Source organism: Pantoea sp. ICBG 1758 (genome assembly GCF_002928325.1).
Taxonomy (GTDB): domain Bacteria; phylum Pseudomonadota; class Gammaproteobacteria; order Enterobacterales; family Enterobacteriaceae; genus Pantoea; species Pantoea eucrina.
The window spans coordinates 306,727-329,907 of sequence record NZ_POWL01000002.1 but is presented as its reverse complement, the minus strand read 5'-3'; the positions used below and the strand labels follow the sequence as shown (position 1 = coordinate 329,907).

Genomic DNA, 23,181 nt, shown 5'->3' with positions numbered 1-23,181 from the left:
TGCACTCCCTGTTGATAACGGGCAGCAGCGCTGCCCGCAATGACGCGCTTAGTGTAGCGTAGGTTTCTGCACTTCCGGTGCGGTTGGCGTATGCGGGCGTGTGAAGGTGTCGTGACACAGCAGCGCCGCGACGCGCACATACTCAATCACCTCTTCCAGCGACTGCTCCAGCTCTTCCTGATCTTCATCTTCTTCATAGCCAAGCTGAGCAATGGTACGCAGATCGTCAATCGCCTCGCCGGTTTCACCGGTGACTTTATCCAGTTTAGGCTGCGTAACGCCCAGGCCAAGCAGGAAGTGATTAACCCAGCCCGCCAGCGCATCAGCCCGGTCAAACACGGTAATATCATCTTCATCCGGCAGCATCAGCTGAAACAGAAAGCCATCCTCTTCCAGGGTCGTAGTCAGGCTGTCATGCAGCGCCTGCAGCGGCTGCGCCAGGCTCTGCGAGAAGGCCATGCCTTCATTAGCCAGATCGTGCACCAGCGTCTTCCAGCTGGCGTCCTGATTACCGCCACACAGGATGCCACACAGCAGTCCATGCATTTCGGCAGGCGTCATGCCCACACCCTGCTGAGAGAGGGCTGCGGCCAGCGCGTTGTAAGTGGGTGTTGCGTTCTGTAAAGACATAAGCTTTGGTCGTCGTTGGCAGAATAAGTTCGTGATATGCTACCACCAGGTGCCTCAGGGTTTCCAGAAAAGGGGTTGTATCTTCTTACCCGCGTCTATATAGTTGCGCACCTTCCGGGCCAGTGGCGAGCCGGGTGGAGCGAACGAAGTAATCAGTCAGGATGGTGGCATGTCTGCACAACCGGTAGATATACAAATTTTTGGTCGTTCTTTGAGAGTAAATTGTCCGCCTGAACAGCAGGATGCACTAAATCTTGCCGCAGAGGACCTCAATCAACGGTTGCAAGATTTAAAAGTTCGCACTAGAGTCACAAATACAGAGCAACTGGTGTTCATCGCCGCGTTAAATATCTGCCACGAGCTGGCGCAAGAGAAAGGTAAAACGCGAGACTACGCAGCAAACATGGAACAACGTATCCGCATGCTGCAGCAGACGATTGAACAGGCTTTAGTTGAGCAGGGTCGCATTACCGACCGCCAGGGCCCTAAATTCGAATAATACTTCATGGTTCTCATGCCAGAGCAACGATGAAGTCCTGTTTCTCTGAGATGTTTGCAAGCGGGCCAGTCCCCTGAGCCGATATTTCATACCAACAGAGTGTGACGCTCTGTAGCCTGTGAGCATGCTCGGTTCGTCCGAGAAGCCTGATGGTTGCGACGGCATACTCACCTTGAACCAAGGGTTCAAGGGTTACAGCCTGCGGCGGCATCTCGGAGATCTCTTTTCTGTTTTATCCGGCATCATTTCAGGTAGTAGCGTCAGCCGAGACTGCGGCTGCTACCTGAAGCCAGTCCCCCTCCCCTTCTTTTGCATGTTATAGTCAGCGCAAGCTAACCCACTCTTTAGGGGGATCCTGTGTCCGCTATCGATTATTCTGAACGCCAGCTGCTGCGTCAGCATATCCGCCATCTGCGCCGGCATCTGACGCCTGAACAGCAGAGTGAAGCGGCCGAACAGCTGGCTGAGCACGCGATTAACCTGGCACCTGTCTCAGCGGCACAAAGCATTGCGCTGTTTCTCTCTACCGACGGTGAAATCAATACCCGCCCGCTGATTGCCCGTCTCTGGCAGCAAAAAAAAGCGGTTTATCTGCCGGTACTGCATCCGTTTGCGCCAGGCAACCTGCTGTTTTTGCGTTATACCCCTGAGACGCAGCTGGTCATGAATAAGCTGCGCATTCCGGAGCCGCCACTGGATATTACGCAGATGACGACGCTGGATCGACTGGATGTCATGCTGGTTCCGCTGGTGGCGTTTGATGAGAGTGGACAACGGCTGGGGATGGGCGGCGGCTTTTACGATCGCACGCTGCAGAACTGGCAGCGCCACGGCTGTCTGCCGATTGGCATTGCCCACGACTGCCAGCGCGTTGAGGCGCTGCCGGCAGCCGCATGGGACATCCCGCTACCCGCCGTGCTGACGCCGGCAAAGCTGTGGCAGTGGGATGCTTCGTTCTGACGGGCATATGCCCGTCACCAATCAGTAAAGCAGGCGCGCGCGCATAGTGCCCGGAATAGCGCGCATGAGCTGCAGCGCTTTATCCGCCACATCTTTTTCCGCATCGATATCAATCACCACGTAACCAAGCTGTGGCGAGGTCTGCAGGAACTGCGCCGCGATATTGATATTCTGCTCAGCGAAAATCTGGTTGATGGCGGTAAGAATGCCCGGACGGTTTTCGTGAATGTGCAGCAAACGGCTGGCGCTGGCACCGTGCATCGGCAGTGATACCTCCGGAAAATTAACCGCAGAGAGCGTCGAGCCGTTGTCGGAGTATTTTGCCAGCTTACCCGAGACTTCCAGGCCGATATTCTCCTGCGCTTCCTGCGTTGAACCGCCAATGTGCGGCGTCAGAATAACGTTATCAAACTCGCACAGCGGTGAATTAAACGGATCGCTGTTGGTTGCCGGTTCAGTCGGGAAGACGTCGATAGCCGCACCCGCCAGATGTTTGCTGGAGAGCGCATGGCACAGCGCCGGAATATCGATAACGGTGCCGCGTGCGGCGTTGATCAGCAGCGCGCCCGGCTTCATCAGCGCCAGCTCTTCCGCGCCAATCATGTTCTGGGTTGAGGCGGTCTCCGGCACATGCAGGCTGACCACATCACTCATATTGAGCAGATCCGACAGGTGACGTACCTGCGTGGCGTTCCCCAGCGGCAGCTTGTTTTCAATATCGTAAAAGAAAACGTGCATCCCCAGGCCTTCAGCCAGCACGCCGAGCTGCATGCCGATATGACCATAACCAATGATACCCAGCTTTTTGCCGCGCGCTTCATAGGAGCCGGTTGCCACTTTATTCCAGATACCGCGATGCGCTTTGGCGTTCGCTTCCGGAATGCCGCGCAGCATCAGCAGCATCTCGCCAATCACCAGTTCAGCCACGGAGCGGGTGTTGGAGAAAGGGGCGTTAAAGACCGGAATACCGCGCCGGGCGGCGGCGTTGAGATCGACCTGATTGGTGCCGATACAGAAGCAGCCGACCGCGACCAGTTTTTCCGCTGCGGCGAAGATCTCTTCCGTGAGCTGGGTGCGGGAGCGGATACCGATAAAGTGCGCATCACGGACAGAGGCTTTCAGCGACTCCGCATCCAGCGCCCCTTTGTGAAACTCAATGTTGGTATAGCCTGCCGCGCGCAGATTCTCCAGCGCGCTCTGATGCACGCCCTCCACCAGCAGAAATTTAATTTTGTCTTTATCCAGTGATACCTTTGCCATTTCCCGACCCTATTCAGAATTCAACGTGGAGTGCCATAAGATTACCTTCTGCCAAAATAACAAATTCTGGCAATGCGGCAATACAAACGATTGCGACCACGGCAGCACGCCCCGGCTTTCAGGCAGCACAAATCCATACAAAATCGCAGGATGCCGGGAGCAGAGAGCAGGAATCGGCTCTCCATGCTCTGTTTGTGACATAAGTCACCAAATTCAGGCTGATAAAGAAAAGCAGAATTAGCCGGGGGAAAAACGGCGCGTCAGGCGCGCCGGAGAGATCATTTGAGAATGGTTTTGACGCCATCCGGCGTGCCAATCAGCGCGACATCAGCGCCGCGCGTGGCAAACAGGCCGACCGTGACCACGCCCGCCAGCGCGTTGATGTTTTTTTCCATCGCGACAGGATCGAGGATCTGCAGATTGTGCACGTCGAGGATGATATTGCCATTATCGGTCACCACCTGCTGCCGATACTCCGGCTGGCCACCAAGCTTAACCAGCTCGCGCGCGACATAGGCACGCGCCATCGGGATCACCTCAACCGGAAGCGGGAAACGGCCAAGGATATCAACTTCTTTGGACGCATCCGCGATACAGATAAACTTCCGTGCGACCGCCGCCACAATCTTCTCGCGCGTCAGCGCCGCGCCGCCGCCCTTGATCATCTGCATATGCGGGTTGATCTCATCGGCACCATCGACATAGACCGCGATATCATCCACGTCGTTAAGATCGAAAACCGGTATGCCCAGCGATTTCAGCTTCAGGGTGGAGGCTTCAGAGCTGGAGACCGCCCCCTCAATCTGGTGCTTCATGGTGGCCAGCGCGTCGATAAAATGCGCGGCCGTTGAGCCGGTGCCTACGCCAACAATGGTGCCTGGCTGCACATACTGCAGCGCCGCCCACCCTACCGCTTTTTTCAGTTCATCCTGGGTCATGGTATGTTTAAAACCTGTGCGACATCAAAGTGCGCGTAGTATAAAACAACGCGCTGTAAAAGTGCGCGACTCACGCACCACCGATTTTTACCTTTGGAAGCCAGTCCGCAAAAATGCACCCGCCGCACAGCGCGGCCATTTTGTGGCATAGTACTTTCCACCCTGAACGAGAGAGAACAATAATGAAACGCCCGGATTACCGTACGCTTCAGGCGCTGGATGCAGTGATTCGCGAGCGCGGCTTTGAACGCGCCGCACAGAAGCTTTGTATTACCCAGTCAGCCGTATCGCAGCGTATCAAACAGCTGGAAAACCTGTTTGGTCAGCCGCTGCTGGTGCGCACCGTTCCGCCCCGCCCGACTGAGCAGGGGCAGAAGCTGCTGGCGCTGCTGCATCAGGTAGAGCTGCTGGAGGAGGAGTGGCTGGGTGACGATCAGAGCGGGACCACGCCGCTGCTGCTCTCGCTGGCGGTCAACGCCGACAGCCTTGCTACCTGGCTGCTGCCGGCGCTGAAAGATGTGCTGGCGGACTCCCCGGTGCGGCTGAATCTGCAGGTAGAAGATGAAACGCGTACGCAGGAACGTCTGCGCCGCGGTGAAGTGGTGGGCGCCGTGAGTATCCAGCCGCAGCCGCTGCCGAGCTGCCTGGTCGATCAGCTGGGAGCGCTCGACTACCTGTTCTGCGCCTCACCCGATTTTGCCGCCCGCTATTTCCCCAACGGCGTGACGCGATCTGCTTTGCTGAAAGCGCCGGCAGTGGCGTTTGACCATCTGGATGATATGCATCAGGCGTTTTTGCAGCAGAATTTCGATCTGTCACCGGGCAGCGTACCCTGCCATATCGTTAACTCGTCAGAGGCGTTTGTGCAGCTGGCGCGGCAGGGATCGGTCTGCTGTATGATCCCGCATCTGCAGATTGAGCGCGAACTGGCGCAGGGAGAGCTGGTGGATCTGACGCCGGGGCTCTATCAGCGCCGGATGCTCTACTGGCACCGCTTTGCGCCTGAGAGTCGTTTGATGCGCAGCGTCACCGACGCGCTGATTGCTCACGGGCATCGGGTACTGCGTCAGGATGAGGTCACGGCCTGAGCATAGCGCAGCGGCAGATGCCGCTGCGGCCGTCAGCTATCAGGGCGTCGCGGCGTTTGGTTTGATTTCAAACACCACATCGACCTGATCGTCAAAGTGAATACTCTGCTGTTCATACGTCTGCTGCGCGGTGGTATCCGCCGGCGCGGCGGCAGCTTTATACATGCGCGCCATCGGCATCGGCTGATAGTTGGCTACGTGATAGCGAACGCTGTAGACCGGTCCCAGCTTCGCGTTAAAGCCTTCTGCCAGCGCGCTGGCCTGCTGCGTCGCGTTAGCAATTGCGGCTTTACGCGCCTGCTCTTTATAGCTTTCTGCGTCTGCCACACCCAGCTCAACGGTGCGGATTTCGTTCAGACCCGACTTCAGCGCGCCATCCAGCAGATCGTTCAGCTTATCCAGCTGACGCAGCGTCACTTCCACCTGGCGTACCGCGCGGTAGCCTTTCAGTACCGACTTACCCTCTTTGGTGTAGTCATATTCTGGCTGGGTGCTCAGATTAGCCGCATCGATATCTTTCTTTTCGATACCGCTCTTTTGCAGAAAATCAAAATATTGCGCAACGCGCGCGTCAGCCTGTTTTTTAGCATCGGCGGCTTCTTTGGAGGCCACGCTGACCATAATTGAGAGCGTCGCCATATCCGGACGCGCATCAACGCTTGCCTGACCGGAAGTGACCACGTGCGGTCCTTCAGGCACTTCTCCGGCCTGTACCATGCCCGACAGTGCGACAGTGCTCATTGCGGCGACCAGCGCCAGTGCTTTCAGTTTCACAAACTCCTCCTTGGAAATCGGGTTACCGGCTGCCACTATGGCGAAACCGCTACCGCTTTACTATGCGTGATGCTCTGAGTTTACGCAGACAGAAAAGTTCGTTCGCGCTGCGTTTTAACCTGCTGCCGGCTGCAAACTTATCACTACAGGGTTGCTAAAAACAGCATTGTGCGTTTCGCTTGATGGATACTCTCTGTTTCCAGGAACCCTGCCCATGGCGCACGATCCCTCAAGCCCTGGCGCGCCTGCTGCTGACGTGCGCGTCGGGCGCACGCGTTTTCTGATGCTGGCGCTGGTGTTTGTGAACATCATTATCAACTATATGGATCGCGCTAATCTGGCCGTGGCGGCACCAGCGCTGAGCGCTGAGTTACAGCTCACGCCGCTGCAGATGGGGCTGATTTTTTCTGCGTTCGGCTGGATCTACGCCGCGCTGCAGATCCCGGGCGGCTGGCTGATTGATCGACTTGGTGCGCGTATGGTGTATGGCGTGGCGATGATCGGCTGGTCGCTTATCACCCTGCTGCACGTCTGCGCCAGCAGCGTGGCGGCGCTGGTCGGACTGCGGCTTGGCGTCGGCGCGCTTGAAGCGCCGGTGATGCCGGCGAATAACCGTATTATTTCCGGCTGGTTTCCCCTGCATGAGCGCGCCAGCGCCATTGGCATTTACTCTTCGGCGCAGTTTGCTGGTCTCGCCTGCGTCACGCCGCTGCTGTTTCATATTGAAGCCGCATTTGGCTGGCGCGGGCTGTTCGCTATCACCGGCCTGACCGGCATTCTGTGGGCGGGCGTCTGGTTTGCGCTCTATCGCGAGCCTGGCGAGCATAAACGGGTATCAGCCGCAGAGCGCGCCTGGCTGCTGGAGAATGGCGCGCTGCCCGACAGCGCATCCGCCGGGCGCACATCGCTACGCCTGAGCGACGTGCAGCAGATGCTGTGCAACCGCAGACTGCTGGGCATCTGTCTGGGCCAGTTTTCTATTTCCGCTACGTTCTGGTTCTTTCTGACATGGTTTCCGACCTATCTGGTCCGGTACCGGCATATGAATTTCATCAAAAGCGGTTATGTCGCCTCGCTGCCTTATCTGGCGGCGTTTTGTGGCGTGCTGCTGGCGGGGTTTATCTCCGATTATCTGATGCGGCGCGGCGTTTCAGCGAGCGTAGCGCGCAAGCTGCCGGTTCTGCTCGGGCTGACGATGACGCTGTTTATTCTCGGCGCCAACTACACGGATAACACCACGCTGATCGTGCTATTTATGTCGCTGGCTTTTTTCGGCAACGGGCTGGCAACCATAACCTGGGTTTTTGTCACCACGCTGGCGCCGCGTCATCTGGTCGGGCTGGCAGGCGGGATGTTTAACTTTACCGGTGCGCTCTCCGCGATTGTGGTGCCGATTGCAATTGGCGCGCTGATCGACGGCAGTGATTTTGCTCCGGCGCTGATATTTATCGCCGCCCTGGCGCTGGTGGGGATCGGCAGCTATCTGTTTATCGTTGGCCGCCCCGATGAGATTACTGCTCGCCGGTGATCTTCTGCGCCAGCGTTTTCAGCTGCGTCACCCGCTGCGCCAGATGCTCGTCATCCCTCTGCCAGATTTTAGCGAACGCCAGCGCTGCGCGATTATGATTGATCGGCAGCGCCATACCAATCTCACCATCATCACGCTGCCAGATGAGATGATCGCTCTGGCGCTTGCGCGCCAGCAGAGGCGCCATCTGCGTCCACTGCGCCGCGGCAAAACGCGGCTGCAGCTGCACATCGGGCTCTGCGGCCAGCAGCGCCATGCCAATCACCGACTGCCACGCCGGCAGCATGCGAAATCCGGCCAGCGCCTGACTGGTGCGGGTGCGTTCACCGGGTTCTGAGTGCCAGATATAGATGACCTGATCTTCCCACAGCACGCCCAGCGCCACCACGATATCGTGCGGTGCATAGAGCTCCAGCTGCGGCAGCGCCTGCGCAAACAGCGAGGAGCCCCGAATCGCCTGCGCCGCCAGGGCGTGAACCCCCGGTCCTGGCAGATAGCGACGCTGCTCATCCTGAACGGTGAGGCCGATCGACGCCATCGTCATCAGCAGGCGGTTAACGCGCGTGCTGTTCATACCCATCTGACGCGCCAGCTCACGCCCGCCAATGGCTCTGTCGCTGGAGACCAGATACTGCAGGCAGCGGATACCGTCAATCAGGCTCTGGTTAGGTTGAGAAGACATCGGTCACCTCCTGGCGCTAAAAACTCAATCTTAGCAGCCTCGTCGCGTCAATAATGCCCCCTGCGCGTTTTACTTTTTTAATCCGTCAGCGCCTGATGCGCCAGCTGGAAAGCGATAAGCCACATGACGCTGCCGACCAGCAGGTTGATGATGCGCTGCGCGCGCGCGGTGCGCAGCCGGGGCGACAGCCAGGCCGCCAGCAGCGCCAGACCATAAAACCAGATTACGGAGGCGCTGACGGTGCCCAGCGCGAACCAGCGGCGGGCATCGGCGGCGGGCAGCTGACTGCCGAGGCTGCCCAGCACCACAAACGTATCCAGATAGACATGCGGATTGAGCCAGGTCACCGCCAGCATCGTGGCGACGATGCGCCAGCGCCCCTGTTTCAGCGCGCTGTCCTGCTCCAGCGCAATACCGCCGCGCCATGCGCTGCGTAACGCTCCCCAGCCATACCAGAGCAGAAACGCAACGCCAGCCCAGGTGATCAGCGTCAGCAGCAGCGGTGACTGATGCAGCAGCGCGCTGCCGCCAAATATGCCGCCGCAGATCAGCGCAATATCGCTCAGGGTACAGAGCGTGGCAGTCATCAGATGATAGTGGCGCTTGATGCCCTGATTCATAACAAAGGCGTTTTGCGGGCCCAGCGGCAAAATCAGTGCAGCGCCCAGCGCCAGCCCCTGCAGATAAATTGATAACACGTTGAATAACCTGAAAAGAGAAGAGGATGGACGCAGTATATCGGCCGGAGGGTATTAGCGGAAATTGAAAGATTTAATCGGTCATTAGCGTTGTTAATAAGAAAGGCACCCGCAGGTGCCTTACGCTAACGTTATTTAGTCAGGTTAACCGGCTGCTCCTGCGCCTCACCCTTAACCTGGTGCAGATGCACATCCATCTGCGGATAAGGGATGCCGATGCCGTGCGCATCCAGGGTACGCTTAAAGTTTTTCATCAGATCCCAGTAAACGTTCTGCAGGTCGCCGCTTTTGCTCCAGCAGCGCACGACAAAGTTCAGTGACGAAGCCGCCAGCTCGTTCAGGCCAATCTGAATACCCATATCTTTCAGCACGCGCTCATCCGCTTCCACAACTTCTCGCAGCAGATCGATTACCTGATCGACATCCGCGTCATAGGCCACGCCGATAATAAATTCGTTGCGGCGGATCGGCTCACGGGAGAAGTTAACGATATTGCTGGCGATAATTTTACCGTTCGGCACCACCACCATTTTACCGTCCGCGCTTTTCAGCGTGGTTGAGAAGATCTGCACATTCTGAACGGTACCCATCACACCACCGAGGTCAACAAATTCGCCGGTGCGGAATGGACGGAAAGTCACCAGCAGTACCCCTGCGGCAAGGTTAGAGAGCGAGCCCTGCAGTGCCAGGCCTACGGCCAGACCCGCTGCACCCAGCACGGCGATAACTGACGCGGTCTGTACACCCACCCGCCCCAGCGCTGCGATGATAGTAAATGCGATAACGCCATAGCGGACTAAGGCTGAGAGAAAATCTGCCACGGTCGCATCGATGTGGCGTGCCACCAGCAGACGATTCACGCCGTTTGAAACAATACGCGCGATAATCATACCCACGATAATAATCGCAATTGCTGCCACGATATTGACCGCATAGCTCAGGATCAGCGCCTGGTTACGCACCAGCCATCCACCTGCACTGTTAATGCCATTTACGACATTTAAATCTTCCATTTGTCAGCCCTGTTGTTGAGTTTCCCGCGGGAAATTACAAAAACGGCCAGATTGACTCCGGCACTCCAGGCTTCAAGGTTAAACAAAAACAGCATGAAGCGCCAAAATTAAGCTGATTTAACATTGTATTGAGGGAAAAACGTACCGGAATTGATGCAGATTAGCGCAGCACAGACCTGCAGGTTGCTGGTACGTATGCGGCAAAGTATGGCGGGCTGACGTGTGGTTTTGTCGGGAAGAGAGTACGGTGCCGCATCGTGAAAAGCACATAAAAAAGGCCCCAATGGGGCCTTTTTACTGCAGCGGACTTACAGTACGTCGACTGCGTTCAGCTCTTTGAACGCCTGCTCTAAGCGCACAACCATTGAAGATTGTGCTGCACGCAGCCAGACGCGTGGATCGTAGTATTTCTTGTTCGGGCTATCCGGGCCGTTCGGGTTGCCCAGCTGCGACTGCAGGTACGCTTCGTTAGATTTGTAGTACTGCAGAATACCGTCCCAGGTTGCCCACTGGGTATCGGTATCGATGTTCATTTTGATCACACCGTAGCTGATTGACTCTTCAATCTCTGCTGCGGAAGAGCCGGAACCGCCGTGGAACACGAAGTCCAGCGCGTTATGTTCCAGACCATGCTTCTCGCACACATATTTCTGTGAGTCGCGCAGGATGGTTGGGGTCAGCTTCACGTTGCCTGGCTTGTACACGCCGTGCACGTTGCCGAAAGAGGCGGCGATAGTGAAACGCGGGCTGATTTTGCTCAGCTCGGTGTAGGCGTAATCCACATCTTCAGGCTGGGTGTAGAGAGCTGAAGCGTCCATATGGCTGTTGTCCACGCCATCTTCTTCACCGCCGGTGCAGCCGAGTTCGATTTCCAGCGTCATGTCGATTTTCGCCATACGCGCCAGATATTTGCTGGAGATTTCGATGTTCTCTTCCAGCGACTCTTCAGAGAGGTCGATCATGTGTGAAGAGAACAGCGGCTTACCGGTTTTTTTGAAGTGCTCTTCACCGGCATCCAGCAGACCGTCGATCCACGGCAGCAGTTTTTTCGCACAGTGGTCAGTGTGCAGAATAACCGGCACACCATACTGCTCAGCCATCAGATGCACATGGTGCGCACCAGCGATAGCGCCGAAAATTGCCGCGCCCTGAGGTTTGTCGGTTTTGAAACCTTTACCGGCGATAAATGCAGCACCGCCGTTAGAGAACTGAACGATGACCGGCGCTTTAACTTTGGCAGCAGCTTCCAGTACCGCGTTGATGGAGTCCGTGCCGACGCAGTTAACTGCAGGCAGAGCGAATTTGTGCTCCTTCGCTACCTTGAAGACTTTCTGAACGTCATCACCAGTGACAACGCCGGGTTTTACGAAATCAAAAATTTTAGACATGGTTGTGTCCCGTTTCGTTACCGTTCATTCCCGAAGGGAATGGGATTTATTTGCCCCGCTCGGGGCCAGTTTTAAGGCAGCGCCAGAGCGCTGCCCCCAGAATTACTGCTTAGCGCGCTCTTCCAGCATCGCCACCGCAGGCAGCTTTTTGCCTTCCACGAACTCCAGGAATGCACCGCCACCGGTTGAGATGTAAGAGATCTTCTCTTCGATACCGAACAGATCGATAGCCGCCAGAGTGTCGCCGCCGCCTGCTACAGAGAACGCGTCGCTGTCGGCAATTGCATTGGCCACAATTTCGGTGCCTTTACGGAAGTTAGGGAACTCAAAGACGCCTACCGGGCCGTTCCACAGAATGGTTTTGGCCTCTTTCAGGATCTTCGCCATGTTCTGTGCGGTTTCATCACCGAAGTCCATAATCTCTTCGTTATCCTGCACTTCTGAAACCTTTTTCACGGTAGAAGGTGCAGTTTCAGAGAATTCCGTGCCCACACGGGAATCGGTCGGCACCGGAATACCGTACTGGTCACGCAGGCCTTTGGCCGCTTCAACGAAATCCGGCTCGTAGAGTGATTTACCGACCTTGTTGTCGATAGCCACAAAGGTGTTGGCGATGCCGCCGCCCACAATCACGGTATCCGCAATTTTTACCAGCGACTGCAGCACATCAAATTTAGTCGATACTTTTGAACCACCAACTACGGCAACCAGCGGACGCTCCGGGTTGCTCATGACTTTACCCAGCGCTTCCAGCTCAGCAGAGAGCAGCGGGCCTGCGCAGGCGACTGGCGCAAACTTGCCCACGCCGTGAGTTGAAGCCTGCGCGCGGTGCGCGGTACCAAACGCATCCATCACAAAGACGTCACACAGCGCGGCATACTTCTTCGCCAGCGTCTCGTCATCTTTCTTTTCGCCTTTGTTGAAGCGCACGTTTTCCAGCACGACCAGCTCGCCCGCGCCGACTTCCACGCCGTCAAGATACTCTTTCGCCAGCGTAACCTGGGTACCGTTCAGTTTTTCTTTCAGATAGTTAACAACCGGCAGCAGCGAGAACTCTTCGTTATATTCACCTTCGGTCGGACGACCAAGGTGAGAGGTAACCATCACTTTCGCGCCCTGTTTCAGTGCCGCTTCGATGGTTGGCAGGGAAGCTCGGATACGTGCGTCAGATGTCACTTTTCCTTCTTTCACTGGCACGTTCAGATCGGCACGGATCAGAACACGCTTACCAGCAAGGTCCAGATCGGTCATCTTAATTACAGACATGGTGAATCCTCTCGTTGATTCTCGTAAGTTTTGCCAGACGCCATCCGCGTCTTACCTGAAACCGCTTGCGGCCATTGCTAACGTAGTATCGATCATCCGGTTAGCAAAGCCCCATTCGTTGTCACACCAGACCAGCGTCTTGATCAGGTGATGACCGCTGACCCGCGTCTGCGTACCATCAACGATGGCACTGTGCGGATCGTGGTTAAAATCTACTGAGACTAACGGTAATTCCGTATAGTCAACTATACCACGAAATGCCCCTGCTGATGCGTTTTGCAGCAGCGCATTGACCTCACACGCCTTTACCGCCGCCCGTACCGAGACGCTCAGATCAATCGCCGTCACGTTGATAGTGGGTACGCGCACCGCTATCGCTTCGAAGCGATCGTTGAATTTCGGAAAAATGCGGGTGATGCCGGCAGCCAGCCGCGTATCGACCGGAATGATCGACTGGCTCGCTGCACGGGTGCGGCGCAGATCGCTGTGATAGGCGTCGATCACCTGCTGATCGTGCATCGCTGAGTGGATCGTGGTCACGGTGCCGGACTCGATCCCGAAGGCATCATCCAGCAGCTTGATCACCGGAATAATGCAGTTGGTGGTACAGGATGCGTTAGACACAATGCGGTCAGTTTGTTTAAGAGCCTGTTCGTTTACGCCGAACACCACGGTTGCATCCAGATCGTTGCCGCCCGGATGCGAAAACAGGACTTTTCTGGCGCCCGCCTGCAGATGCGCCTCACCGTCGGCGCGGCTGCCGTAAACGCCGGTACAATCCAGCACCACATCAACGTCCAGCTGCTGCCACGGCAGCGTGCCGATCTCAGCCTGATGCAGGATGCGGATAGTGTCCTCCCCTACCCACAGCAGATCGCGCTCCTGCCGCACGTCGAAGGCGAAGCGACCGTGGCTGGTATCATACTTCAGCAGATGCGCCATACCGGCGGCGTCTGCCAGCTCGTTAATCGCCACAACTGTAATTTCCGCCCGGCGTCCCGTTTCATAGAGCGCACGCAACACATTGCGCCCGATACGACCAAAGCCATTGATAGCAATACGAATGGTCATCGCTTTTCCTGCAACTGCACCTCTGAAATGTGCCAGATACCTTGAGCGTTTCATGCCATTTTGTACAGGGAATTCTTACGCAGCGCCTGGAGCATTGCTGAGAGATATCCTGCTAACTGAAACGGTTCAGCCAGAATAAAGCATGCGAGGAATAACCGGAATGATTGCGATCAAGGATGGTGATGATTATTGGATCTGCGTCACAAAAATGCAGCGATTAATCGATTACTGCAGGAATAATTGAAACGTTTCAGGTGGAGAAGGCGAAGAAAATAAAACAGGGCGCGCATCAATGCGCACCCTGTGGTTCACAATATCTGATCTGGTAACCCGCCCTTTAAGGCGACTCCGGATTACAGAATAGATTTTGCGGTATTAACCACATTCTCAACGGTAAAGCCGAACTCTTTAAACAGCAGCTCTGCCGGTGCAGATTCACCAAATGAGGTCATACCCACGACCGCACCGTGCAGGCCGGTATATTTAAACCAGTAATCGGCAATACCCGCTTCAATGGCAACGCGTGCGCCAACCGCTTTCGGCAGCACCGCTTCACGGTAGGCGGCATCCTGCTTATCAAACGCATCCGTTGATGGCATGGAGACCACGCGCACATTGCGGCCTTCGCTGCTGAGTTTGTCAGCGGCAGCTACCGCCAGCTCAACTTCAGAGCCGGTAGCGATCAGGATCAGTTCCGGCGTGCCGTTGCAATCTTTCAGCACATAGCCACCGCGTACCACATTTGCCAGCTGCTCAGCGGTACGATCCTGCTGCGCCAGGTTCTGGCGGGAGAAGATCAGCGCTGACGGGCCATCGACGCGCTCAATGGCATATTTCCACGCGACAGCAGACTCAACCTGGTCACAGGGACGCCACAGGCTCATGTTTGGCGTCGTACGCAGGCTGGCCATCTGCTCAACCGGCTGGTGCGTCGGGCCATCTTCACCCAGACCGATAGAGTCGTGGGTATAAACCATGATCTGACGGATCTTCATCAGCGCCGCCATACGCGCTGCGTTGCGGGCATACTCAACAAACATCAGGAAGGTCGCGGTATAAGGCAGGAAACCGCCGTGCAGCGCAAGGCCGTTGGCAATCGCGGTCATACCAAACTCACGCACGCCGTAATGGATATAGTTACCCGCTGCGTCTTCATTGATCGGTTTAGAACCGGACCACATAGTCAGATTGCTGGGTGCCAGATCGGCAGAACCACCGAGGAACTCCGGCAGCAGCTTGCCAAAAGCTTCAATCGCATTCTGCGAGGCTTTACGGCTGGCGATTTTAGCCGGGTTCGCCTGCAGCTGCTCAATAAACTGCTGCGACTCCGCCTGCCAGTTAGCCGGCAGCTCATTGTTAACGCGACGTGTAAACTCTTCAGCCAGCGCCGGGAAAGCCGCCTTATAAGCTGCAAATTTCTCATTCCACGCTGACTCTTTCGCCTGGCCCGCCTCTCTGGCATCCCACTGCGCATAGATATCGGCCGGGATCTCAAACGGCGCGTGGCTCCAGCCCAGCTGCTTGCGCGTCAGCGCAATTTCATCGTCGCCCAGCGGCGCGCCGTGTGAATCGTGCGTGCCCGCTTTGTTAGGTGAACCGAAACCGATAACGGTTTTACACATCAGCAGTGACGGCTTGTCAGAGACGCGCTTCGCCTCTTCCACCGCCTGTTTGATCGCTTCTGCGTCGTGACCATCCACGCCGCGCACAACATGCCAGCCGTAGGCTTCAAAACGTGCTGCGGTGTCGTCGGAGAACCAGCCATCAACGTGACCATCAATGGAGATACCGTTGTCGTCATAGAACGCGACCAGCTTGCCCAGCTTCAGCGTACCGGCAATAGAGCAGACTTCGTGCGAAATCCCTTCCATCATGCAGCCGTCACCCATGAAAACATAGGTATGGTGGTCTACGATATCATGACCCGGACGGTTGAACTGTGCGGCCAGCGTGCGCTCGGCGATCGCAAAGCCCACGGCGTTGGCGATACCCTGACCCAGCGGGCCGGTTGTGGTTTCCACGCCTGGCGTGTAGCCATATTCCGGGTGACCTGGGGTTTTAGAGTGCAGCTGGCGGAAGTTCTGCAGCTCGCTCATTGGCAGATCGTAGCCGGCAAGGTGCAGCAGGCTGTAGATCAGCATAGAGCCATGCCCGTTCGAGAGCACGAAGCGGTCGCGGTCAGCCCACTGCGGGTTAACCGGGTTGTGGTTCAGGAAGTCGCGCCACAGCACTTCAGCGATATCCGCCATGCCCATCGGGGCACCCGGGTGTCCCGATTTAGCTTTCTGTACTGCGTCCATACTTAACGCACGAATGGCGTTGGCAAGCTCTTTACGAGAGGGCATGTTCTACTCCAGATCGGATTAAGGCTCCGCCGCGCTTAACGTATTGTAATTAATCAGTTATAAGGCGAAGCGTGAAAGAAGTCGCCCATCAATGTACATGAAAATCGGCACAAAAGTACATGCATCCGCGTGCTAATTATCATGGCTGCGATTGCATTTTAAGCCGCGTCTGCTAGCAACTGCGAAACGGGCGCGCTATAAACATCGGGTTTATACATCTGGCCTGCTTTCAGGTGTCTGTTTTTACGACGAGTTACTTAAAGGATGATGATATGAAAATCCGGGCTACGGTTACGGCAATCGGAATGGCAGCGCTACTGAGCGGCTGTCAGGGGTTTGATAACAACGCGCTGCTGCAGTCGGGCGCGCAGGCCTATCAGGCCTATTCGCTCAGCGATGCGCAGGTAAAACAGCTGAGTGACCAGTCCTGTGCACAAATGGATAAAGAGAATCAGGTCGCGGCGGCAAACAGCAGCTATCAGCAGCGTCTGAATAAGATCGCTGCCGCGCTGGGCGACAATATCAACGGCACGCCGGCGAACTACAAGGTGTACGTCACCAAAGATGTCAACGCCTGGGCGATGGCCAACGGCTGCATCCGCGTTTACAGCGGCCTGATGGATATGATGACCGATAATGAAGTGGAAGGCGTGCTGGGCCATGAGATGGGTCACGTCGCGCTGGGCCACACGCGTAAAGCAATGCAGGTTGCTTTTGCCACCGAAGCCGCACGCGGGGCTGCCGCCTCGGTCGGCGGTATTATTGGTTCGCTGTCGCAGTCGCAGCTGGGCGATATCGGCGAGAAGCTGGTTAACGCGCAGTTCTCGCAGACTCAGGAGTCGCAGGCAGATGACTACTCATATGATCTGCTGAAAAAGCGCGGCATCAATCCGCTCGGTTTAGCCACCAGCTTTGAGAAGCTGGCGAAGATGGATCAGGGGCATCAGAGTTCGATGTTTGACTCCCATCCTGATTCAGAAGCGCGCGCGCAGCATATCCGCGATCGTATCGCCGCAGACGGTAAATAAGCGCCTGATGCAGCCCTTCTCCCGACGGGAGAAGGGCTGCTGCTATCAGCCTTTGTTCGCTGCCTGCACGTGCAGCATATCCAGCGCCAGCGTAGCCGCTGCCAGCGCGGTCAGATCGGCGTGATCGTAACCCGGCGCCACCTCAACCAGATCCATGCCGACAATATTCATTCCCTGCAGACCGCGCACCAGTTTGGTCGCTTTGTCGCTGCTCAGGCCGCCAATCACTGGCGTACCGGTGCCTGGCGCGTGCGCCGGATCGAGGCAGTCGATATCAAACGTCAGGTAGACCGGCAGGTCGCCCACGGTGCGCTTCACCTCGGCCAGAATATCATCCACGCTGCGATCGTTAACCTGCGCCGCGTCCAGCACGTTAAAGCCCAGACTCTTATCAAATTCAGTACGAATACCGATCTGCACCGAGTGCTGCGGATCGATCAGCCCCTCTTTTGGCGCAGTGAAAAACATGGTGCCGTGGTCAAACGTCGGGCCGTTAGAGTAGGTGTCGGTATGCGCATCAAAATGCACCAGCGCCATTTTGCCGAAATGCTTCGCGTGGGCGCGCAGCAGCGGCAGCGTAATGTAGTGGTCACCGCCAAAGGTCAGCATGCGCTTGCCGCTGGCCAGCAGTTTTTCCGCATGCGCCTGCAGTTTGTCTGAGAGATCCTGCGAGTCGCCAAATGCGTAAACCAGGTCACCGCAGTCCACGACATTCAGGCGCTGACGCAGATCAAACTCCCACGGCCAGCGGCACCCTTCCCACGCCAGGTTAGTTGAGATCTGACGAATCGCGCCCGGCCCCAGACGGCTGCCCGGACGGCCCGACGTAGCGGCGTCAAACGGCACACCGGTGATCACCCACTCAGCATCGCTGTCATACGGCTGAAAGTTGAGCGGAAAACGCATGAAGCCAAAGGCGTTGGAAACCAGGGAGTTGTCATACTGATTGCCCAGGGTGTTGTACATAATTCATCCTCTTTACGTCAGGCAGCACCGGCCTGATTACGGGTCAGGTATAAAAAAATCCCTTCCGCGTCGTTAAGCCCGACGAGGAAGGGATTGATGGCGTGATTATCGCCGGGAATATACTCCCCTGCAATCCTCATCCGCTTAGCGCTCGCGCATCGCCTCTTCAGCTTTATTAAACGGCTTGACCAGATAATCCATCACGGTTTTCTCTCCGGTTTTGATATCCACCGTGGAGACCATGCCGGGCGTGATAGAAAAGCGCCGGCCCGCTTTGTTCTGCACATAGTCGTTATCGGTGCGGATAAACACCCGATAGTAGTAGATCTCTGGTTTCACCTCATCCTGGATGGTATCCGGCGAGATGCTCTCCACTACGCCGTTAAGACCGCCATAGATGGCGTAATCGTAGGCGGAGATCTTCACCACCGCGCGCTGCCCCGGATGAATAAAGGCGATATCGCGCGGCGACAGGCGCGCCTCCACCAGCAGCCGGTCGTTGAGCGGGACAATGTTCATCAGCTCGCCGTTAGGCGGCACCACGCCACCGACCGTGGAGACTTTAATATTTTTAACGATGCCGCGCATCGGGGCGCGGATCGTCAGTCGCGTCACCGTATCTTCGCGTCCTTTAATCACTTCAGCGAGGCTGTCCGCTTCCGCGCTCGCTTTGGCCAGCTCTTCACGCGCCTGGACATAATATTGCGAACGCATATCGGTCAGCTTCAGCTCCAGATCGGATTTTTCACGCTGCAGGCGCAGCACCTCCACATTGCTGGCAGCCCCGCTCTTTGCCAGCCGCTGCGTAATCGCCAGCTCGCGGTTAGCCAGCGCCAGCGACGCGTTAAACTGCTTCGTCGCGTCGTTGAGCTGTGCCCGTTTAGTATTATAGAGACGGGTTTCTGCCGCGATCAGATCGGGCCAGCCTCTGAGCTCATCCGGAAAGGTCAGCCGGGTGTCGTTAACCTCTGCCCGCAGGCGTGACGCCGCCGCCAGCGCGGCGCGATAGCGTGCCGCGCTCTCACCCACGCTTGACTGGGAACGGGTCGGATCGAGACGCGCCACCACCTCACCCGCCTGCACCTGATCGCCCTCATGCACGTACAGCTCCGTCAGAATACCGCCCTCCAGCGACTGCAGCACCTGCTCGCGCGAGCTGGGGATCACCTTGCCGGTCCCGGTTGAGACTTCATCCAGCACGCCAAACCACGCCCAGATCAGCGCGACCAGCATCAGCGCGGCGCTGATAACAATCAGCCGCACCGCCCCGCTGTAGTGCGTTTCCGATTTCAGTTCGCCCAGCAGATCGTCTGACGCGTCTGTTTCAGCAGCCGTGACCAGCCGCAGTTTTGCCGGCAGCTGCTTCATGCGTTCACCTCCGGCAGATTTCCGCCGCTGCGCGCTGGCGGCAGCGCTTTCTCTTTCGGACTGTCCATAACCAGCTGCCCCTCTTTCAGCACCAGTATCCGATCCACCAGCGACAGAATCGCGGCGCGATGCGTCGCCACGATCAGCGTGCGGCCGTTCAGCCATGCGCCGAGGCGCTCAATAAACTCTTTCTCCGTATGGTCGTCGAGCGCGGCGGTGGGTTCATCCAGCAGCACGATATTAGGATCGCGCAGCAGCATGCGCGCCAGCAGCAGCGACTGCCGCTGCCCGCCGGAGAGGCCGGTGCCCCCCTCCATGATCGGGTGATCCAGCCCCAGCGGCAGGCGGCGAATAAATTCCGCTCCGCCGCTCACCGTCAGCGCAGAGAAGATGGCGTCGTCGGTAGCGTGCGCCGCGCCGAGCGTCAGGTTTTCACGCAGCGTACCGTGAAACAGACGCGCGTTTTGCGTCAGCAGCCCGACGTTGCGCCGCACGTCGGCCACGTCAATGTGCGGCAGGCTGAGGTTATCAAGCCGCAGCTCACCGCTCACCAGATCCATGCCGCCCGCCATCGCCTGCAGCAGCGTGGATTTACCGGAGCCGTTGCGGCCCAGCACCGCAATACGCTCCCCAGGCTGAATGGTCAGGGATTTAATGCGCAGCGCCATGGTCAGCGAGTCGCTGTAGTAGCGAAACATGGCGTCGGTGAACTGATAGTGGCCAAACAGCACCGGACAGTGAATACGCGTCTCATCGCTGCTGTTCTCTACCGGCAGATTCATCAGGCCGTCGAGGCTGGTTTTCGCCGCCCTGACCTGCTGCCAGCGCGCCAGTACGCCGCACAGCGTTGCCATCGGCGCAATCATGCGCGAGGAGAGCAGCGACGCCGCGACAATCGCCCCGGTGGTGATATCGCCGTTGATCACCATCGGCGCGCCCACCACAATGACGCTGGCGTAAACCAGCCCCTGCACCGTTACGCCCCAGCTAATGAGCGAGTGCATCACCTTACGCATCGCCACGCCCGACTGCGCGGTGATACGGATATAGCTGTTCCACTGCTGCAGAAAGCGATCTTCCGCCTGCATCAGCTTGATATCCTCCAGCCCCTGTACGCTCTCCACCAGCACTGCGTTACGCAGCGTGGACTCTTTCAGCGCCTGCTGCGCCAGCTTCGCCAGTTTTTTCTGGCTGAGCAGGCCCGGCAACACCATCAGCAGCACCGCCACCGGGGCGATCCACGCCAGCTGTGGCGCGATAATCGCCATAACCAGCAGAAACAGCAGGAAAAATGGCATATCGACAATCGCCGTCACGGTGGTTGAGGTCACCATTTCCCGGATCGCCTCCAGTTCACGCAGCTGGGAGATAAAAGTGCCGGTAGAGCGCGGCACCACGCTGTTGCGCAGCCGCAGCGCATGACCAAACACCCGATCGGAGACGCGCATATCGGCGCGCTTGCCCAGCAGATCGGTGACGTGATCGCGGCCCACGCGCAGAATATAGGTAAATACCACCGAAATGATCACGCCAGCATAGAGGACATAGAGCGTGGGATAAGATTGCGCCGGGATCACCCGGTCATAGACCTGCATCGAAAACACAATCCCTACCAGCGCCAGCAGATTGATCAAGAAGGACGCCAGCATCACATAGCCGTAGGGACGCAGATCGTGCAGCACCAGCCGCCGCAGCCAGTCGGGGCGAACGGTGGCGAGATAGCGATCGACCCGGCTATCTTTCGCCGCCGCCACCGGTCGCAGCGCGGCCACCACGCGGAGGGCGGGCAGCAGATCGGTGAGCATCACCGGCGTCGGCTGTTCATCGCCGGAAAAGTGCACCCGAACGCGGTCATCACCATCAAACGCCGTCACCACGCCGACCTGGCCATCATCCAGCTCTACTGCCAGCGGCAGGCGCCAGCGCGTGATCTCCCGGCTCTCCTCTGCAAACAGCTGCAGCGACAGCCCCGCCTGACGTGCCAGATGGCGCAGCGCTTTATCGCGCGTCTGTTTGCCCTGCCACTCCGCTGCCGCCATGATCATGCCCGGCGAACAGGGCAGCCGGTAGTGGGTGGCGATCTGAATAATGGCCGTGGCCCAGCCGTTAAGCGGCAGCTCGCCGCCGCTGGCGGACTGGCCCTCAGGCGCGTCCGGAATCGGTAATTGGGTCATGGCTGAATCTCCACGGTCTGGATGCGCTGGTTATTAAGCGTAAAGGCTGAACGGATCTGTCCGGTGCTGTAGAGGCAGTCGAGCTGCAGCGATCGCAGCTGGCTTACGGTCTGCTGTAGCGTAAAGCGGGTCTGCCACACCTCCTGTTCGGCATTGAGTACGTCCAGCAGCGGGCGCGTGCCGAGCTGCAGATACTGATCCTGATAGAGCTGGCGGGTTTTCTCGCCCAGCGCCTGCTGGCGCCCCATGATCGCCAGACTCTGCGACAGGCTGAGCGCTTCATTCTGCGACTCGCTCAGCTGCTGACGCGCTTTCAGCCGTGCCGAATTTACCGCTGCGTTCGCCGCCTGTAGCGCGCTGGCGGCGGCGTCACGCGCGGCGGTGATCCCGCCGCCCTGATAAAGCGGCATCTCGACTTTGACAAAGGCAGAGTACTGCGTGCGGTCCAGCGACTGACTACCGGCGTAGCGATCGTTGAGATAGTGGGTAACCTGCGGTTCCAGCGAGATAGTCGGCAGGTTCTGCGCGCTGGCGTTATCAAGTTTGGCCTGCGCCTGATTAGCCTGCGCCCACGCGGCCAGCACCGCCGGATTGGTTTTGTCATCCGCTTTGCCACTGGCGCAGCCGCGGGTCAGCGTTGCGGGAAACTGGTCGCTGACCTGCTTTACCAGCGGCCAGCCCAGATAGGTGGCTAAGGTTGCGCGCCAGCGGTTAAGGCTCGCCTGATACTGCGTCAGGGTGGTGCGCGCGCCTTCAATACGCGCATCGGTCTGGGTCGCGTCGGAGAGCGAGGCCGCGCCCTCCTCATTACGCTGCCGCGCCAGTACGCCAATCCGGCTCAGGGCGCTGAGCTGATCGCGGGCAATCTTTACCAGCTGCTGATAGCCCTGCACCTGAACCAGTGCCGCTGCGGTATCGTGCGCCACGCTATCGATACTCACCAGCACGTTTGCCTGCTCCTGCGCCACGCCCGCCTCGGCAGAGCGCACCGAGCTGCTGACTTTGCCAAAGTCATAAAGCATCTGCGACACCGACAGCACAAATGAGGGGCTGAAGCCGCTGCCGCTGTAACTGTTGCTATAGCCATTGTTCATGCCCGCACTGATTTGCGGATAATATTTTGCTTTTGCCACATCGACCTGATTCGCCTGCTCCAGCATGGTGCCAATCGCCTGCGCGATATCAGGATGCCACTGCACCGCACGCTGCACCGCCTGCTCAATTGTCAGGGTCTCCGGCACGCGGCTTAGCGCCGGTTCGGCGACTTCGCCCGCGAGCGACGGCAGCTCCTGCTGCTGAACCAGCTCGCTTTGCGTAATAGATCCAGCGCGTATCAGCGTCTCACTGGCGGCACTAAGATGCGCACTGTAAAACAACAGAAAGCCCGCGCTTACTGCGGCGGGCAGAGAGGAACGGCGAAAAGGTGCGCCGGATTGCATCAGATCCATCGATTATCCACCAGTCAGAATAGAGAAAGGGCACCTCCTGTGCCCGTGATGCTTCCC

The 23,181-nt window shown here is 57.6% G+C and carries 20 protein-coding genes and 1 other RNA gene; 6 read left to right on the top strand and 15 right to left on the bottom strand.

What is annotated here, in order from left to right; genetic code table 11:
• Positions 1 to 48: 48 nt before the first annotated feature.
• The gene (locus C1Y41_RS11085) at positions 49 to 630 is read right to left on the bottom strand and encodes a YecA family protein (protein ID WP_039380033.1); all 582 of its coding nucleotides are present in this window, start codon (positions 628 to 630) and stop codon (positions 49 to 51) included.
• A 169-nt stretch (positions 631 to 799) separates the two neighbouring features.
• On the opposite strand from C1Y41_RS11085, the gene zapA reads away from it, so the two are divergent.
• The 3 genes from zapA to C1Y41_RS11070 all read left to right on the top strand — a co-directional run bounded on the left by zapA (position 800) and on the right by C1Y41_RS11070 (position 2,089).
• A complete protein-coding gene (zapA, locus tag C1Y41_RS11080) occupies positions 800 to 1,129 on the top strand; it encodes a cell division protein ZapA (RefSeq protein ID WP_034823204.1) in 330 nt (109 codons plus the stop codon).
• Positions 1,130 to 1,168: 39 nt separating this feature from the next.
• Positions 1,169 to 1,352, top strand: a non-coding RNA gene (gene ssrS, locus C1Y41_RS11075) — 6S RNA.
• Positions 1,353 to 1,486: 134 nt separating this feature from the next.
• On the top strand, positions 1,487 to 2,089 hold the full coding sequence (locus C1Y41_RS11070; RefSeq protein ID WP_104085466.1) for a 5-formyltetrahydrofolate cyclo-ligase: 603 nt from the start codon (positions 1,487 to 1,489) through the stop codon (positions 2,087 to 2,089).
• A 21-nt stretch (positions 2,090 to 2,110) separates the two neighbouring features.
• Here the strand turns inward: C1Y41_RS11070 and serA are convergent, their stop codons facing one another.
• Together serA and rpiA are read right to left on the bottom strand one after the other, a co-directional pair.
• Positions 2,111 to 3,349, bottom strand: coding sequence for a phosphoglycerate dehydrogenase (gene serA, locus C1Y41_RS11065; RefSeq protein ID WP_039380039.1), 1,239 nt, complete (start codon positions 3,347 to 3,349; stop codon positions 2,111 to 2,113).
• Positions 3,350 to 3,627: 278 nt separating this feature from the next.
• On the bottom strand, positions 3,628 to 4,287 hold the full coding sequence (gene rpiA / locus C1Y41_RS11060; protein WP_039380041.1) for a ribose-5-phosphate isomerase RpiA: 660 nt from the start codon (positions 4,285 to 4,287) through the stop codon (positions 3,628 to 3,630).
• A 182-nt stretch (positions 4,288 to 4,469) separates the two neighbouring features.
• Between rpiA and C1Y41_RS11055 the strand changes: the two genes are divergently transcribed.
• A complete protein-coding gene (locus C1Y41_RS11055; RefSeq protein WP_039380043.1) occupies positions 4,470 to 5,375 on the top strand; it encodes a LysR family transcriptional regulator ArgP in 906 nt (301 codons plus the stop codon).
• A 39-nt stretch (positions 5,376 to 5,414) separates the two neighbouring features.
• On the opposite strand, the gene C1Y41_RS11050 is transcribed toward C1Y41_RS11055, so the two are convergent.
• Positions 5,415 to 6,149: an oxidative stress defense protein gene (locus C1Y41_RS11050; protein ID WP_104085465.1), complete on the bottom strand. Its 735-nt coding sequence runs from the start codon at positions 6,147 to 6,149 to the stop codon at positions 5,415 to 5,417.
• 214 nt (positions 6,150 to 6,363) lie between these two features.
• On the opposite strand from C1Y41_RS11050, the gene C1Y41_RS11045 reads away from it, so the two are divergent.
• Positions 6,364 to 7,677, top strand: coding sequence for an MFS transporter (locus C1Y41_RS11045; RefSeq protein ID WP_104085464.1), 1,314 nt, complete (start codon positions 6,364 to 6,366; stop codon positions 7,675 to 7,677).
• Here the strand turns inward: C1Y41_RS11045 and C1Y41_RS11040 are convergent.
• The 7 genes from C1Y41_RS11040 to tkt all read right to left on the bottom strand — a co-directional run bounded on the left by C1Y41_RS11040 (position 7,661) and on the right by tkt (position 16,140).
• A complete protein-coding gene (locus C1Y41_RS11040) occupies positions 7,661 to 8,359 on the bottom strand; it encodes a transcriptional regulator (protein ID WP_104085463.1) in 699 nt (232 codons plus the stop codon). The two genes, C1Y41_RS11045 and C1Y41_RS11040, sit on opposite strands and share 17 nt — an antisense overlap.
• A gap of 77 nt (positions 8,360 to 8,436) precedes the next feature.
• Positions 8,437 to 9,057, bottom strand: a complete 621-nt coding sequence (gene argO / locus C1Y41_RS11035; RefSeq protein WP_104085462.1) for an arginine exporter ArgO — start codon at positions 9,055 to 9,057, stop codon at positions 8,437 to 8,439.
• Positions 9,058 to 9,188: 131 nt separating this feature from the next.
• On the bottom strand, positions 9,189 to 10,070 hold the full coding sequence (gene mscS / locus C1Y41_RS11030; RefSeq protein ID WP_039380053.1) for a small-conductance mechanosensitive channel MscS: 882 nt from the start codon (positions 10,068 to 10,070) through the stop codon (positions 9,189 to 9,191).
• Positions 10,071 to 10,378: 308 nt separating this feature from the next.
• Entirely contained in the window at positions 10,379 to 11,458 is a 1,080-nt protein-coding gene (gene fbaA / locus C1Y41_RS11025; protein WP_039380055.1) for a class II fructose-bisphosphate aldolase, read from the bottom strand.
• A 102-nt stretch (positions 11,459 to 11,560) separates the two neighbouring features.
• On the bottom strand, positions 11,561 to 12,724 hold the full coding sequence (pgk, locus tag C1Y41_RS11020; protein ID WP_094111522.1) for a phosphoglycerate kinase: 1,164 nt from the start codon (positions 12,722 to 12,724) through the stop codon (positions 11,561 to 11,563).
• A gap of 51 nt (positions 12,725 to 12,775) precedes the next feature.
• Positions 12,776 to 13,795 (bottom strand): erythrose-4-phosphate dehydrogenase, encoded by a 1,020-nt coding sequence (gene epd, locus C1Y41_RS11015; RefSeq protein WP_039380059.1) that lies wholly within the window; start codon positions 13,793 to 13,795, stop codon positions 12,776 to 12,778.
• A gap of 353 nt (positions 13,796 to 14,148) precedes the next feature.
• Positions 14,149 to 16,140 (bottom strand): transketolase, encoded by a 1,992-nt coding sequence (gene tkt, locus C1Y41_RS11010; RefSeq protein WP_039380061.1) that lies wholly within the window; start codon positions 16,138 to 16,140, stop codon positions 14,149 to 14,151.
• Between the two features lie 272 nt (positions 16,141 to 16,412).
• Here tkt and C1Y41_RS11005 point away from each other — a divergent pair, with 272 nt between their 5' ends.
• On the top strand, positions 16,413 to 17,168 hold the full coding sequence (locus tag C1Y41_RS11005; RefSeq protein WP_094111524.1) for a M48 family metallopeptidase: 756 nt from the start codon (positions 16,413 to 16,415) through the stop codon (positions 17,166 to 17,168).
• 45 nt (positions 17,169 to 17,213) lie between these two features.
• Here C1Y41_RS11005 and speB read toward each other — a convergent pair whose 3' ends face one another.
• The 4 genes from speB to C1Y41_RS10985 all read right to left on the bottom strand — a co-directional run bounded on the left by speB (position 17,214) and on the right by C1Y41_RS10985 (position 23,124).
• On the bottom strand, positions 17,214 to 18,134 hold the full coding sequence (gene speB / locus C1Y41_RS11000; RefSeq protein ID WP_039380065.1) for an agmatinase: 921 nt from the start codon (positions 18,132 to 18,134) through the stop codon (positions 17,214 to 17,216).
• A 144-nt stretch (positions 18,135 to 18,278) separates the two neighbouring features.
• A complete protein-coding gene (locus C1Y41_RS10995) occupies positions 18,279 to 19,475 on the bottom strand; it encodes an HlyD family type I secretion periplasmic adaptor subunit (protein WP_369826800.1) in 1,197 nt (398 codons plus the stop codon).
• Between the two features lie 23 nt (positions 19,476 to 19,498).
• Positions 19,499 to 21,676 (bottom strand): type I secretion system permease/ATPase, encoded by a 2,178-nt coding sequence (locus C1Y41_RS10990; RefSeq protein ID WP_039380067.1) that lies wholly within the window; start codon positions 21,674 to 21,676, stop codon positions 19,499 to 19,501.
• On the bottom strand, positions 21,673 to 23,124 hold the full coding sequence (locus C1Y41_RS10985; RefSeq protein WP_104085460.1) for a TolC family outer membrane protein: 1,452 nt from the start codon (positions 23,122 to 23,124) through the stop codon (positions 21,673 to 21,675). Before C1Y41_RS10985 ends, C1Y41_RS10990 begins: the two co-directional genes overlap by 4 nt.
• Positions 23,125 to 23,181 lie beyond the last annotated feature (57 nt).